This window comes from Streptomyces sp. NBC_01224, from assembly GCF_036002945.1.
Taxonomy (GTDB): Bacteria; Actinomycetota; Actinomycetes; order Streptomycetales; family Streptomycetaceae; genus Streptomyces.
The window spans coordinates 7,691,604-7,705,185 of the sequence record NZ_CP108529.1; the positions used below are offsets into that span (position 1 = coordinate 7,691,604).

Annotated in this window: 14 protein-coding genes; 9 read left to right on the top strand and 5 right to left on the bottom strand. The window is 66.1% G+C overall.

Annotated elements, in window-relative coordinates:
• Positions 1-173 precede the first annotated feature (173 nt).
• The 3 genes from OG609_RS34735 (at position 174) to OG609_RS34745 (ending at position 3,020) form a co-directional block, all read left to right on the top strand.
• Positions 174-1,388, top strand: a complete 1,215-nt coding sequence (locus OG609_RS34735) for an IS110 family transposase (RefSeq protein ID WP_327270875.1) — start codon at positions 174-176, stop codon at positions 1,386-1,388.
• Positions 1,389-1,759: 371 nt separating this feature from the next.
• Entirely contained in the window at positions 1,760-2,494 is a 735-nt protein-coding gene (locus OG609_RS34740; RefSeq protein ID WP_327276449.1) for an alpha/beta fold hydrolase, read from the top strand.
• Positions 2,495-2,591: 97 nt separating this feature from the next.
• Positions 2,592-3,020, top strand: a complete 429-nt coding sequence (locus tag OG609_RS34745) for an SsgA family sporulation/cell division regulator (RefSeq protein WP_327276450.1) — start codon at positions 2,592-2,594, stop codon at positions 3,018-3,020.
• 249 nt (positions 3,021-3,269) lie between these two features.
• On the opposite strand, the gene OG609_RS34750 is transcribed toward OG609_RS34745, so the two are convergent.
• Complete coding sequence (locus OG609_RS34750; protein WP_327276451.1) at positions 3,270-4,139, bottom strand: SDR family NAD(P)-dependent oxidoreductase; 870 nt, start codon at positions 4,137-4,139, stop codon at positions 3,270-3,272.
• A 58-nt stretch (positions 4,140-4,197) separates the two neighbouring features.
• Between OG609_RS34750 and OG609_RS34755 the strand changes: the two genes are divergently transcribed.
• The 3 genes from OG609_RS34755 to OG609_RS34765 all read left to right on the top strand — a co-directional run bounded on the left by OG609_RS34755 (position 4,198) and on the right by OG609_RS34765 (position 6,305).
• Positions 4,198-4,653 carry a MarR family winged helix-turn-helix transcriptional regulator gene (locus tag OG609_RS34755; RefSeq protein ID WP_327276452.1) on the top strand — a complete coding sequence of 152 codons (456 nt, stop codon included), beginning with the start codon at positions 4,198-4,200 and terminating at the stop codon, positions 4,651-4,653.
• 990 nt (positions 4,654-5,643) lie between these two features.
• Positions 5,644-5,862: a hypothetical protein gene (locus tag OG609_RS34760; RefSeq protein WP_327276453.1), complete on the top strand. Its 219-nt coding sequence runs from the start codon at positions 5,644-5,646 to the stop codon at positions 5,860-5,862.
• A 281-nt stretch (positions 5,863-6,143) separates the two neighbouring features.
• A complete protein-coding gene (locus OG609_RS34765; RefSeq protein ID WP_327276454.1) occupies positions 6,144-6,305 on the top strand; it encodes a hypothetical protein in 162 nt (53 codons plus the stop codon).
• Positions 6,306-6,520: 215 nt separating this feature from the next.
• On the opposite strand, the gene OG609_RS34770 is transcribed toward OG609_RS34765, so the two are convergent.
• Entirely contained in the window at positions 6,521-6,763 is a 243-nt protein-coding gene (locus OG609_RS34770; protein ID WP_327276455.1) for a hypothetical protein, read from the bottom strand.
• A gap of 169 nt (positions 6,764-6,932) precedes the next feature.
• Positions 6,933-8,372, bottom strand: coding sequence for an HNH endonuclease (locus tag OG609_RS34775; RefSeq protein ID WP_327276456.1), 1,440 nt, complete (start codon positions 8,370-8,372; stop codon positions 6,933-6,935).
• Positions 8,373-9,198: 826 nt separating this feature from the next.
• Here OG609_RS34775 and OG609_RS34780 point away from each other — a divergent pair.
• The 3 genes from OG609_RS34780 to OG609_RS34790 all read left to right on the top strand — a co-directional run bounded on the left by OG609_RS34780 (position 9,199) and on the right by OG609_RS34790 (position 11,189).
• Positions 9,199-9,837, top strand: a complete 639-nt coding sequence (locus OG609_RS34780) for a transposase (RefSeq protein ID WP_442818022.1) — start codon at positions 9,199-9,201, stop codon at positions 9,835-9,837.
• Positions 9,838-10,056: 219 nt separating this feature from the next.
• Positions 10,057-10,956, top strand: coding sequence for a helix-turn-helix domain-containing protein (locus tag OG609_RS34785; RefSeq protein WP_327276457.1), 900 nt, complete (start codon positions 10,057-10,059; stop codon positions 10,954-10,956).
• Positions 10,953-11,189 (top strand): DUF397 domain-containing protein, encoded by a 237-nt coding sequence (locus OG609_RS34790; RefSeq protein WP_327276458.1) that lies wholly within the window; start codon positions 10,953-10,955, stop codon positions 11,187-11,189. The genes OG609_RS34785 and OG609_RS34790 overlap by 4 nt, the downstream gene beginning before the upstream one ends.
• Before the next feature lie 549 nt (positions 11,190-11,738).
• Here OG609_RS34790 and OG609_RS34795 read toward each other — a convergent pair.
• The gene (locus tag OG609_RS34795; RefSeq protein ID WP_327276459.1) at positions 11,739-12,179 is read right to left on the bottom strand and encodes an arsenate reductase/protein-tyrosine-phosphatase family protein; all 441 of its coding nucleotides are present in this window, start codon (positions 12,177-12,179) and stop codon (positions 11,739-11,741) included.
• A complete protein-coding gene (locus OG609_RS34800; protein ID WP_327276460.1) occupies positions 12,176-13,558 on the bottom strand; it encodes an ASCH domain-containing protein in 1,383 nt (460 codons plus the stop codon). The genes OG609_RS34795 and OG609_RS34800 overlap by 4 nt, the downstream gene beginning before the upstream one ends.
• Positions 13,559-13,582: the final 24 nt, after the last annotated feature.

Genomic DNA, 13,582 nt, shown 5'->3' on the forward strand with positions numbered 1-13,582 from the left:
GGGTGGTGTCACCGGGCCTGGGGGTGCCGTCGGAGACGCTGATGAGAGGTCCGGCCACCGTCCGGTCCGGCGCAATGCCGGACAGCTCGCGGGCGGCAGGTCTGCATAACGTGGATGCGCGCGCACGACACCTCTGCCGAGGCCAGCACCGCCAACCCCTTGGGAAGGGTGCGATGTTCGACACCGAAGACGTCGGCGTGTTCCTCGGCCTGGACGTCGGTAAGAGCGCCCATCACGGGCACGCGCTGACCCCGGCCGGGAAGAAGGTCTTCGACAAGCAGCTGCCCAACAGCGAGCCGAAACTGCGGGCCGTCTTCGACAAGCTGGCCGCGAAGTTCGGCACCGTCCTGGTGATCGTGGACCAGCCCGCCTCCATCGGCGCCCTGCCCCTGGCCGTCGCCCGGGACGCGGGCTGCAGGGTCGCCTACCTGCCCGGACTGGCGATGCGCCGGATCGCCGATCTCTACCCGGGCGAGGCGAAGACCGACGCGAAGGACGCCGCGGTGATCGCGGATGCCGCCCGCACTCTGCCCCACACCCTGCGCTCGCTGGAACTGACCGACGAGATCACCGCCGAGCTGACCGTCCTGGTCGGCTTCGACCAGGACCTCGCCGCAGAGGCCACCCGGACCAGCAACCGGATACGCGGCCTGCTCACCCAATTCCACCCCAGCCTGGAGCGCGTCCTGGGTCCGCGTCTGGACCACCAGGCCGTCACCTGGCTCCTTGAACGCCACGGATCCCCAGCCGCCTTGCGAAAGGCCGGCCGCCACAGACTCGTCGAGCTCATCCGCCCCAAAGCCCCACGCATGGCCGCCCGGCTGATCGACGAGGTCTTCGACGCACTGGACGAGCAGACCGTAACCGTCCCCGGGACCGGCACCCTCGACACCGTCGTGCCCTCCCTGGCCCGCTCGCTGGGAGCTGTCCACGAACAGCGCCGAGCCCTGGAAGCCCAGATCAACACCCTGCTGGAGACACACCCTCTTTCCCAGGTCCTGACCTCGATGCCCGGCGTCGGCGTCAGGACCGCCGCAGTCCTGCTGACCACCGTCGGCGACGGCACCAGCTTCCCCACCGCCGCCCACCTCGCCTCCTACGCGGGCCTGGCCCCCACAACGAAGTCCTCGGGAACATCGATCCACGGCGAGCACGCACCCCGAGGCGGCAACCGGCAGCTCAAACGGGCCATGTTCCTCTCCGCCTTCGCCTGCATGAACGCCGATCCCGCCTCCCGGACCTACTACAACAAGCAACGCGCCCGCGGCAAAACCCACACTCAAGCCCTCCTCCGCCTCGCCCGCCAACGCATCAGCGTCCTGTTCGCGATGCTCCGCGACGGAACCTTCTACGAGTCCCGAACCCCCACCATCGCCCTCGCCGCGTGAACAGGACCGACACCCACAAAACCGACAGCGCGGGATTGACGAACGACATAGAGGCACCCCCCCCCCAGCGAATGGCAATCGCCGGCGAGCTCGGTCTTCGCCGCGACGGTCACCGGCGCCCGCGTTCCCCGTTCACCGTCGCCGGTCTCGCACACCGCTGCAGGAGTCCTCGGCCCGACTCCTGCCTGAGTCACCGCAGGAGCCCCCGCACCGACTCTCCATGGCCCCGCATCGCCTGGGGGGTGCGCTGTCGTGACAGCGGTGGTGCGCCGGTGCGCAAGGGGTGTCGTCCCCTCGGCTCTACCGTGGGCACCTTCGGCATACTGCGCGACGCCCCACACGCGACCTGACACCGAGAAGAGAACCTCCCCATGACCACCCCCACCCCCACTGTCGTCCTCGTGCACGGCGCCTTCGCCGACGCGGCAGCATGGATAGGCGTCATCTCGGAACTGCGGAGCCGCGGCATCCCGGTGATCGCGCCGCCGAACCCACTGCGCGGCCTCGCCTCCGACGCCGCCTACGTCGCCTACGTCGTCTCCCAGATCGACGGCCCCGTCATACTCGTCGGTCACTCCTACGGCGGCGCGCTGATCACCGTGGCCGGCGCCGCGGAGAACGTCGTCGGGCTCGTGTATGTCGCCGCGTACATACCGTATGAGGGCGAGAGCCTCGGCGAGCTGCAGGGGCGTTTCCCCGATTCCCTGCTGGCGAGCAACTTGAAGGAGTGGACGTACCCCCACCTCGACGGCGAATCAGCCGTTGAGGTCACCATCGACGAGGCGGCCTTCCCCTCCGTCTTCGCCGCGGATGTGGCCGAGGACGTCACCAGGGTCCTGGCAGCTGCCCAACGCCCGCTCGCCGCCGTCGCCTTCACCGAGACGGCCTCTGCGGCCGCGTGGCGGACGAAGCCGTCCTGGGCCCTGGTGGCCGGGGCTGACCGCGCGATCAACCCCAATGTTCAGCGCTTCGGCGCTGAGCGCGCCGGGGCCGTCGTCGTCGAGCTCCCGGACGCCTCCCACGCCGTCGCCCTGTCCGAACCCAAGCAGGTTGCCGACCTGATCCGGGACGCGGTACGGGCGACGAGCCGACCGGGCTGGCCCTGATCTTCAAGGTGTGCGCACGAGGTCAAGATCGCGTGCTTGGGGAGGCTCGCCGCCATCCGGAGAACCCGTAGTTTCGAGTGTGGCGAAAGGAATTGGCATGAGACTCCCCGTTGAGAAGAGAATCAACGTGACAGTACAGTCGGTAGTGGGTGAATGGCATGAAGTGCCCCTGCTTATGCGGAACTTTCCGGACGATCCGCTGGCGATTCGGATGGATTTCCACGTGACCGAGAACGAGCCGCCGGTCGCCACCTGGGTGTTCGGTCGGGATCTGCTTGCCACTGGGCTCATCCTTCCGTCGGGCGAGGGTGATGTGCGAGTGCGTCCGCACGGTGAGGACGAGACGGACGTCGAACTCATCTCGGGATGGGCCTGGTGTGTCGTCAGGATGGCATCGGCCGATGTGCGTGACTTCGTGGTCAGGACGCGGTCAGCCGAGGTGTACTGCGGCGAGGAGATCGACACCGCACTCGATCGGATGTTGACGGAGCTCCTCCCGGCGGGCGTCAAGAATGCGGATTCATAGTGGGTAGAGGCCCTCGTCCAGGAGGAACCCCCGCCTCCCGCGCCATGGGCCGATGCTCGTGCTCCGGCCCCGCCGACGTAGAGGATTTCCGCAGAGCCGCCACGACGTGGGAGGGCCTGCACGGGGTTTTGGCCCAAGCGCGTGAGAAATGGTGAGATGTGATTGTGTGCAGGGCGTGCCACCCTATCCAGGGGCGGGGGCATATTGCCTGGTCAGGGTCTCATTGTCCGGCCTCGGCCCCGACTGCCGTTACGGAGCGCCGAGGCCGGCGAGCAGCGCCACCGTCTGCACCCGCAGCTCCCGCTGTACGCGCTCGCTGCGGCCGGGTTCGGGGCACTGCAGCGCCTTGGCGTCGCGCACGGAGAAGTAGCCTCCGCTGGTGTCGGCGAAAGCCGGATCGGTGGCCAGGCGCACGATGATCCGGGCGCCCCTGCGGGGATCGCCCACCCTCAGGAGGTTGAGCACGCGCTGCAGCAGCCCGGACCCGGGCAGGTCCCGGCCGAGCCCAGTGGCGTTGAAGCCTGGATCGCAGCAGTTGACCGTGACCTTCGCGGCATGCAGACGCCGGGCCAGCTCTTGGGTCCACATGATGGTCATCAGCTTCGTCCGGCCGTACAGAGCCATCGACTCCCGCCGCGTATAGGGGTCGGTGCGGCGCAGGTCTGGCCCCGGCGAGATCGTCTTGGCCTGCTGCGCGGCCTCGGAAGCGACGTTGACGATGCGTGCCGGGCCGGATGCAAGGAGCGTGTTCGTCAGCGTCTCGGTCAGCACGAACGGGCCGAGGTAATTGACCGCGGTCATCTCCGCGAGACCCTCGGCTGTGGTGCGCTGGGAGAACGCGTGCAGGCCCGCGTTGTTGACCAGCGCGTCCAGCCGGGGATAGTGCGCGGCGATCTCCTCACCCACCCGGCGCGCCTGGGACACGAGCCCCAGGTCCGCGAAGAAGAAGTCCGCTTGAACATCGGGGGAGGCTGACCGCAGTTCACTGAGCAGCGCTTCGGCCTTGGGCCTGGAGCGCGCCACCGCGCCGATGCGGTAGCCGCGGCGCGCCAGTTCCAGGGCCGTGATTCTGCCCAGTCCGGAGGTGGCGCCGGTGATCACGGCGATGGGACGGTCCATCACTCGACTCCATTCGTGAGGTACCTCATTAACTCTGTGTGGGACGATACCCGACACCATGAGTGAGCACGAGGCAAAGGCCGCCGTCGACGGCCGCGAACGGGTGGGGCTGCACTTCCTGTCCGTCGCCTACCAGGTACGGGAGAAGGTCGACCAGCGCATGACCGCCGCCGGTCTGTCCCTGTCCCGCACCAAAGTCCTGCAATTGCTCGCCCGGCGCGGCGCACTGCACCAGGCCGAGCTCGCCGAGGCTCTCGGCCAGGCGCCACGCTCCGTCACGCAGACCGTTGAAGCCCTCGAACGCGACGGTTTTATCACCCGGGCCAGCGATACCGAGGACCGCCGCCGCAAGACCGTCTCCCTGACCGCCACCGGACAGGCAGCGCTGGCAACGGCGGAACAGGCCGGTGAGCAGATATTGCAGCAACTCTTTGGCTCGCTGGACATCCACCAGCTGGCCCGCCTGGAGAGACTGCTCGACCTCGTCAATGACGCCGCGACAGGTGCAACCTGACGAGGCTTCGAGTGCGGCTCTTTTACCTGAGCCCTGCAGGTTCCCTGCCCGCTCTGGCCAGGGGGCCCTGAAGTGCTTCAGGGCTAGTACTCCAGCCGGGGTGTATGCCCTGGTCAACGGCTTGGGTGCGGGAATTGTAGCGAGGTGGTATCGAGTGCGGGGCGGGTTCGCCCGGCCTGTCCCGCGCAGGAGTGACTGCGCCGTGTGTAGTGACGGCGGTGGGCCCGGGCCTGGTGTCGGCGGCGCCATCTCGACCACTTCATTGTGAAGTTGTCTACCACGTCGGGCTGACCTGGAGCGATGCAGCTTCATTCGCCTCTGACCAGCGCCGATGAATCTTTCAGGGCCTTTCAGGGGCGTGCCGTTTTATGTAGTCGATTCTCCCTAGACGCTCCCCAGCAGCGCTGATTCTCCCCAGATTCTCCCCAGGGAGGGCCGCCGTGACGGACGGGGGAGACGAAACTTGGCGCTGTCGCAGGCACGCTGAGTGACTGTAGCGGGCGCTCAGCCGGCATCCCAGGGGCGATCTCGGCTCCAAGATCTCCGCCCTGTGCGTACCCGTCCCTCCGAAGGAACTGCGTCCGGCCACTGATATCGAGATGGCTGCCCGCCCTGGGCCGTGACGGTCCAACCTGGCACAGGTCGTAGAGACCGTCCTGTCGCGTCCATTCAGTCCAGGGCGGGCGCGTAATGCCAGCTCAGGGCATTCGAGTCTTGAGGAGTCGGCACAGTTGGTGAGAGGCGTGTGAGAGCGGGCGGGACGCCGAAGCGGGGCCCGGCGTCCCGCCCGAACCCTTCGTCGCCGATCGACCACGCTTGCTCGCGCGGAGAGCACAAGGGCAAGCCACAGCGGCAGCAAGTCCTCCTGGGGGCGGGGCGGCACGGGCACGTCGTCGAGTGCGCGGTGATGGCGGCCGGACCAGGTGACGTTTTCGTTCCCCCAGACAGCGAGTAGCAAGTCGAGTTTCTCGGGCCGAAGGCGTCGTCATAGTGTCCAGGGTCGACGCCGAAGAGGATGAAGGTTTCGAGGAAGGCGCTGCCCCCGACGACGATCCCCATCAGGATGTGCGTGTCGCCGCCGCCCGCCGGGCGGCCGGCGCGAACCTGCTGATCAACTTGGGCAGCTCCTTCTGCCCCTTGTGCCGGACGCGAGGAAAGGAGGTCAGCCTGGCGGGTTCCAGGACCTTGTTTAACAACCCGCGCGGATAGGGGCGGTTGGGCGTTTTGGCCAGGTCATGCTGAGGCGGGGCCGCTGCTACGGACTGTGATTGTTGCTACAGGTACGGTGGTGCCTCCAGATCGGCGGTATCGGTAGAAGTACCTATTGCGCTACGGCATTTCGCCATGGAGTGTCGGGCCGGAGCGGGCGTGTCGGCGAGGGCGTTTACCATGCCGGTGTGGCTTCGAAGAGGTCGGCTCAGCGGCTCACCATCTGACAGATGCACTTCGACAGAACTCGACACCAATCACACGAGGATAGTGTCCTGGCCATGATTGCCAACGTGCGTAGCTACAAGAAGAATCAGGTCTCCCCCGACGAGGTCATCACGGCAATCAGCCGGTTCCACAGCGACTGGAATGTACGCCCGGGGCTGGTCTTGGGTGACAGGCTGCGTGAACGTCTCCTCGGTGGACAACCGGTCTTTCGCTGAGCCACACTCCACGGCAGGGTGCGGCACAGCGCGGATCAGTGGGGCAGTGCCGTGTCATCGATCCTGGCGAGGGGCAGCTCTCTCCGATCTGCGGATTCGTCAGTCTCGCTGATACTGGCCGCGCGCCTTTCTCGCCGAACTTGGCAGTGTCGGCAGGGCAGCGCTCTGGCGTGGGGGCCTCAGGTGAGTGAAACTCCGGGTGTTCGTCTGCTCACTCACCAGAGATATCTGTCACGACTCCTGGGCTTGTGGGCGAGGAAGAACGCTTGCTGGCCTTGTCGGGGTTTCTCGCTCTCGTCCGGTTCGCGAATCATCCGGGCGTCCATGACCAGGCCGGTCTTGCTGACCAGGTTGGCGACGTGATCAGGAGACATCCAGTAGACATCGAGCGACAGCTCGTGACCGTATGCCTGGTCAAGGTACCGATGCTGGTCCCCGACCTTGAACGCCAGGAGCATGTGGCCGCCTGGGGCCAGCCCTCGCCGACACGCCACCCCCCACCCGACACCCACCACACGATCGCGTAGCCAACTACGCAACGTCACTGACGAAGCCCCCCAGCAGCCGAACGGACAAGACCCGCCCCAGACCCACAGTCCGCCCTTGCCTCACCAATTCGCGCGGCTTCTAAGACGAAATGCTTTCGGTGGCGGGTTCTTGCCAGCTTCGCCAACGCTCACGATGGTGGCGCACGTACTGGAGGTCGATGAAGTGCCACCTGTGAAGATGTAGTCTCCTGCCCGCGTCACCTGACACGGTGTCAATGACGGCGAGGTCGTCGGTTAGGACCCGCCCGCCGGCATCGAATAGCACGTGGCAGTTCGGGCAGAGGCACAAGAGGTTCTCGATGACGTCCGGGCCGTTGTCTTCTCGTGCCTGAATGTGGGCAGCTTCGCTGTACCTGTCGCGCGGTGAGGGCAGAGCTAGGACCGTTCCGCACATCTGGCAGCGCCCCCGGTACCACAGCTTAAGTTTCCGTACGGCATTATCACCGGAAGGTTCCTTCCAGCGTGTGTAGCTGTAAGGGTTGGGCATGTTCGACTTAACTCGCTCGAGCTCTCCCTCTGGTTCAGCCCCGTCGAGCAGCTTCCGGTCTAGGTCGTCGACAATCTCATTCACCATATCGGTGTCCATGCCTATGAGGTGCGACGTGTCTCGGACAGCGCGACGTGCCAGGTTCCAGGCTGCCTCTACGTGCGCGCTGGCTACCGTGGTGCGTTCGGATGCTGCGAGAGTTCCGGCTATGCGGACGACATGATCGTCGATGCGGACAAAGAAATCGGCGTGCGGGTCCGCCAGTTCGTCCCATCGGCCATCAACTCTGCGGATCACCTTGCGAAGACGTAAGGCTTGCTTGCTGAAACGCAGGAAAGGGCGGGTGTTGAAGGCCCATGCGTATGCCAAGGCCAGTTCATCCTGCCAGGTATCCGATTCCGGTGAGATAGGCGGGATGTCCACCGGGCGGGTGGAGAAATGCAGGACGCGGGAGTATGTGGCGGCGTCTGTGGCCTGGAATCCCTCCCACTCGGCGATGGACGGAGTCCAGAGTGAAGCGACATCCGGAGGCGCGAGCCTTTCGGATGGTCCCCGAAATCGAGCCTTCCCACGTGTGGGCGGCATGTGTTCGCGTTCCCATGCGAGGCGGAGGGGGCCTTGCAGAGTCCAGCTGAGGTTTGGTCTGCCGCGGTTTGTGGTGAAGGGGGACCCCGTCAGGAGCATGCTGGAGGTGCCTTTGCCGGCATTGACTGCTCGTTGGGTCGCGTGAGTGGCAGCGTCGAACTGCCTCTCGGTTGTCACGTCTGCGTGCACCGCGAGTGGGCTGATGCCGTCGAGGAGACGTTGCAGGAGGGGAAGGAGCGGGTCAGCCTCGGGAGTGTTGCGATGAACGAGTGCGGTCCAGACTGTTGTGAGGCCCGGCCAGGCCGAGAGCGACACTGCAGGAGCGACAGCTGCCGACCACCAGCTGACTGCTGCGAGGTACAGATCTGCCGGATCGACACCCGCTGCCCCGGCTTCAGCCAGCGCTAAGCTCCCCAGCGGTCCTCGGTAGGTGATGTCGTCCCCCATCAACTTCCCCTTCCCCTTGAGCACCGCATCGTGGCCACTGATGTGGTGGGATTCTGTCCCACGGTACTGACAAAGGGGGGCCTGGCAGTTCGCCGAGCACGCCGCCTCCGCCTGCACCGATGGCGACAACTCGAGGGCCTGCTGCGGCTCCGGAAACCCGGCGGCGGCCACGGACGTGCCCGGTGCTTGCTCCCGCCAGCGGGCGAAGAGCTGCCGGGGCGATGGGTGCGGACAGGAGAAGCGGGGGGAGTAACGGTGCGGGGTGCCCCGGCTGCTGCTGCCTGTGGGCCTCCGCTCGGGATTGGTGTGTAGGGGCCATCGATAGTGCGGAGAGTCGGGTGGTTACCTAGGAGCGTGTCTCAGTAACCGGCAACCTTCCTGCGGTTCGTGATCATTGGTGCGGGATGATCTCGGTATGCGTGGTGGTGTCGGGGTGTGGAGGCCTCGCGAGGGCCGGACTCGCTCCGCCCCCGACCGCGAGGGCTGCCGCCAGCCTGGACACAAGCAAACGCCGCATCCGGCGCATGGTGAGCATGCCTGCACGGTAGAGGTGCGCATCACAGGGCTCCGGGTCAGCGATCCCCTCTCGGTCAGCCTTGGGTGAGACGTCCCGCTTCGTCGGGTTAGCCTGAGAGGGCACGACAGGAGAATCGCCCCTTATGCCCAGCACTGAGCCCGTCGGGTCCGACCCGGCGCCGAGGCCGAAGCGTCGTACCTTCACCTCGGAATACAAGCTTCGGATCATCGCCGAGTACGACGCCGCGCCCAGAAACGAGAAGGGTGCGGTCCTGCGCCGGGAACGGCTCTACCACTCGCACGTCAAGGAATGGCGGGCCGCCCGGGAACCTGGGACATCACCAAGGCTGCCGGACCGGTCAAGGGTGTCTGGTACCACGCCTACGTCGTGATCGACATCTTCAGCCGCTACATCGTCGGCCACACCGTCGAAGCGGCCGAATCAGCTGCGCGGGCCGAGGAGCTGATCCGCGAGACCATCACGCGCAACGGCATCGTGCCCGAGACCGTGCACGCCGACCGCGGCACGTCAATGACCTCCAAGAAAGTCTCCCAGTTGCTGATCGACCTGGGGGTGACAAGGTCGCACTCGCGGCCGAAGGTCTCCAACGACAACCCTTACAGCGAAGCCCACTTCAAGACCACGAAGTACATGCCCGACTATCCCGAGCGGTTCGATTCGCTGACCCATGCCCGCGAGTGGTTCGACGCGTTCATCGCGTACTACAACCACGAGCACCGGCATTCGGGCATCGGCTGGCACACGCCCGCCAGCGTGCACTTCGGCACCGCCGAGGAAGTCCGCGACCAGCGAGCCGTCACCCTCGCCGAGGCATACACCCGCCACCCCGAACGCTTCGGCCGGCGCCCCCGACCACCCCAGATACCTCAGAAAGTGTGGATCAACGACCCGGCCAAGCGCAGGGAACCCGCACCACAAACCTCATAGCATCACGACCGTCTCACTGGACTTGAAATCTTCCGGGTCAAGACGACAGTCCTCCTGGGACAAGCCAACCGAGACAGCGACAGCCACGACAGGCGACAGCTTCTGCACGCACTGTGACCTGGCTAGGATGCTCCTAATCAACTGTGCTTGACAACTAGCTGAGCAAAATTGCTCGCACTTTTGGTTGTGATACGAGGCGAGCGACGGCACACTGTCGGCATGTCGACTAAAGCGCCCCCGACCTCCATGGTCCGGTCCCAACTGGGCGCCCTGCTGGCCCAACTACGGGTTGAAGCCGGGCTGCGCCAGAGCGAGGCCGTGACCAAGGCCGGCGTCCTGGACAAGGGCGGGCTGAGCAGAGTCGAGGGCGGTACCCGAGGAATCACTCAGCCCACCGCCGAGCGCCTCCTGGACTGCTACAACGTCACCGGCGAAGGAGTACGGAACGAGATTCTTGAGCTCATCCGTCTTGACGCGTCACTGAGGCGGAAGCCGCAGTGGTGGAAGAGGCACAACGACGTACTCAGCCCGACCGCCTTCGACAACTACCTTGGCCTGGAAGCGGTGGCCAGTGAGATCAGGAACTACGAACCGCTGGTGATTCCGGGCATTCTTCAGACTCCCGAGTACGCCAGCGCCGTCGTACCTGCACTGCGTCCGGATCTGACCGAAGCCCAGGTCCGGCGGTTCGCTGAGATCCGGGCCGCACGCCAGCGGCGCATCCTGGCCGCCCCCTCGGACCAGGGCGACGGACCTCGGCTGACAATTCTCGTGGACGAGCGGGCGGTCGAGCCTCCCGCAGCCGGGCCGGCTGTCATGAACCGTCAGTTTCAACACCTCATCGACGCGGCCGACCACCCTCGAATTACGCTTCGGATGAGCCTCAAGTCCGTCGGCCTCCACCCAGGACTCACGGGCGGCTTTGTGATCATGAAGTTCCCCTCGCACGCGGTCCGGGACGTTGCGTGCGCAGAACTCATGAGCCGCTCCGTCTACCCGCAGGACGAGGACGAAGTCTCCCGCTACCACAACGCATTCGACTGGCTGTGGCAGCGGGCGCTCACCCCCACCGAGACCCAGAATCGTCTCAGAACAGCGATGGAGGAGCTTCAACAGTGAACCCCAGCAAGACCGTCACCACAGGTACCCCTTGCAGCAGCGACGGCGTCCGGTGGCGCAAGTCCTCATACAGCGGCGGGTCCGGAAACTGTGTCGAGTTTGCCTTGGCCCGACCTGGCCAGATCTTGGTCCGGGACAGCAAAATTCCCGGTGGTGCGGTGCTGTCATTCCCTGCTGCGGCGCTGACAGCCTTCCTGACCGTCGTAGTCCAGGAGGAGAACCCACCCGCATAGCCATTGCAGCGCCGTAACCTGGCCACACACAGGTGGTCGAGCAACGAGCACAGCTCTGACGGCTTCGTCCTGACCGTGGACGAGGACGGCTCAGCAACCCTCGTCGTCCCGACGGGGCAGCGCGTAACGGTGCTGACAGCCGCTAGCTGAACCACGAGAGCTTGGGGCACGTCCGGCAAACGGCCTTGCCCGAAACTGCTGCGGGGCGGTGCGGGCCCGATCAGGTTGGCCCTCAGCAATCGCGCCCCGGAAGACCTGGCCCGGCGAAGGGACTCAACCCGGTCGTGGTTGTGGGCGAGGACGAGGATGCTGCCGTGTGTAGTAACCCGACGGCCGGCGGTCGGCGATGGGCAGTGCGCAGTAGTGAACACAGAGCCGCATCAACAGCGAGCGACGGGGAACCTCCTCCTCCTGCCGCAACGGGCCGCGCCTCGGCAGCGCTCCGCGCCCCACCCCGGACCACATCGGGCAGCGATATGGCCACCGACCCAGTCGGTCGGCGGCCATATCTGAGCGAACTGCCCGGCGGCAGGAGCCGCCCACGGCCATCTACGTCCGTGCCAGGTGCTGGTGCGCGCCGGCCTCGACCGCAGTCACACACTCGGTGAACGCCTCGCGTGGCTTCTCCCACGGGTCGGGGACGTCATTGTCGCCCAGGTAGAGCTTCAGTTCCGGACCAGACTTCCGACCGGCCAAGTCCCGCAGGGCCTCCAGGATCCTGGCGTCCATGGCAAGCACCACGTCCGCCCAAGCGAGGAGGCCCTCGCTGACCTGGACCCCACGATGGCCGCTCAAGTCGTAACCGTGCTCGGCCGCAACCTCGATCATGACGGGGTGGGCACCGCGGCCTACGTGCCAATCGCGGATGCCGGCAGACCGTACTTCGACAGCGTCACCGCCCCGCGCGGCGAGCACGGCGGCCGCCAGCGGTGCCCGGCAGTGGCAGCCCATGCACACCGTCAGAATCCGCCGGGGCCGGTCAGCGGTCACCGGGACTCGACCTTCTCAACCTCGATGGCCAGGACCCCGAGCGCTTCCTTCTCGACCGGGTAGATGTCCCGGATCGCGCGCAGCTGCTCCTCGGGGGTGGTCGTCGGGTTGATCGCGGCCGCGCTCTCGTGGTCGAACATTTCTGTGAAGGACGTGTACCGGGTAACGCGCTTCACCCGGGTGAGCGTCGCCTCGTTGCGGCACGTGAAGCGGATCTGGTCACCCTCCTTGATGCGCTGCATCGACGTGTAGGCGACGCGGACCTCGATGGTCTTCGTGCCAGCGGCGATGAGGTCGTAGTACTGCTTGTAGATCGGCATGTCCCGGGCGCGAGGGGTTGTGGCGAGGCGGGAGGGGCGCGAGGCCATGAGACGTCCTAACTCCTGTGAGGTGAAACTGCGGAAGAAGTGCTTGGGGTCGGTGAGCAGGTGACTGACCATCCAGAGGAGGGCATCCACGTACTGGTCAGTGGTACCCGGCCACTCGGTGGTGGAGAGCATCCACGGCTCGACGCCGGGGAAATCTGTGATCTTCCCCGCTGCCCGGATGAGGGACTTGGAGAGTTTGCCGCCAGTGTCGGAGAGCACCTGCGGGGTGAAGATCCGGACCGGCATGGCACGGGCCGGCGTACCGAGCTCGGCGAGCGCTCCGTCGACCAACTGGCAGCCGAATGCCCAGTCACCACCCTTGAGCATGACGTGCAGGGTGCTCGTGTTCCGGGTGAAGGAACGCTCCTTGACGACGTTGCGGTACAGGGTGGCCAGGTCCAGGTAACCGCCGTCCATGGGGTCGATACACAGCTCGTACGGGCCGTGATCATGGCAGATCGCCGAGAACACAGCGCCGTCGCCGTCGAGCCGGACCAGGCGTGTCCGCTCGGCCCGCTTCTCAGCCCACCCGCACGTCGGGCAGGGCAGCCGCGTGTGGACGACGCCCGTGGACGGGTTCAGCCACCACCGGAGGTCGTCCAGAACCTCCAGGGTTCGCAGGAACTCGGCCCTGAAGGCGGGGCTGGCCTGCTGGTCGTTGTACGTCTCGGTGCCGTACTCGACGTCGGTGGCGTCCGACAACGAGTCGAAGAAGGGCCGGTAGTAGCCATCTATCAGATTGGCGACTCCGTCCTTGCCGAGCGCGTGGAAATACGTCTGCTGGTAGGCGTGGTGGGTTTCGGGGTCGAGGACGATGTCGTGAGGGGCGTTGTCGAGCGCCCCGAAGTTCACCGCGGTGTCCGTACGGAATGTGCGCCGGGCCTGCTGGGCGAGGAGGAACGCAGATGCCTGGACGAGGTTCGTGCCGAGGTGCGGGGCCCCATTGATCTGTGTGCCGACGACGAACTCAATGCGCTGGGGCCGCATCGCCTGCACGCGGGGTCGGATCATGTCGATGGTGCGCAGGAGGGCATT

Bases quoted from the DNA above. Each gene is read 5' to 3' on its own strand.
- OG609_RS34800 (WP_327276460.1), bottom strand. From the start codon at position 13,558: ATGATCCGACCCCGCGTGCAGGCGATGCGGCCCCAGCGCATTGAGTTC.
- OG609_RS34780 (WP_442818022.1), top strand. From the start codon at position 9,199: ATGGCGGGCCGCCCGGGAACCTGGGACATCACCAAGGCTGCCGGACCG.
- OG609_RS34770 (WP_327276455.1), bottom strand. From the start codon at position 6,763: ATGCTCCTGGCGTTCAAGGTCGGGGACCAGCATCGGTACCTTGACCAG.
- OG609_RS34750 (WP_327276451.1), bottom strand. From the start codon at position 4,139: ATGGACCGTCCCATCGCCGTGATCACCGGCGCCACCTCCGGACTGGGC.
- OG609_RS34735 (WP_327270875.1), top strand. From the start codon at position 174: ATGTTCGACACCGAAGACGTCGGCGTGTTCCTCGGCCTGGACGTCGGT.
- OG609_RS34745 (WP_327276450.1), top strand. From the start codon at position 2,592: ATGAGACTCCCCGTTGAGAAGAGAATCAACGTGACAGTACAGTCGGTA.
- OG609_RS34775 (WP_327276456.1), bottom strand. From the start codon at position 8,372: ATGGGGGACGACATCACCTACCGAGGACCGCTGGGGAGCTTAGCGCTG.
- OG609_RS34785 (WP_327276457.1), top strand. From the start codon at position 10,057: ATGTCGACTAAAGCGCCCCCGACCTCCATGGTCCGGTCCCAACTGGGC.
- OG609_RS34765 (WP_327276454.1), top strand. From the start codon at position 6,144: ATGATTGCCAACGTGCGTAGCTACAAGAAGAATCAGGTCTCCCCCGAC.
- OG609_RS34755 (WP_327276452.1), top strand. From the start codon at position 4,198: ATGAGTGAGCACGAGGCAAAGGCCGCCGTCGACGGCCGCGAACGGGTG.
- OG609_RS34740 (WP_327276449.1), top strand. From the start codon at position 1,760: ATGACCACCCCCACCCCCACTGTCGTCCTCGTGCACGGCGCCTTCGCC.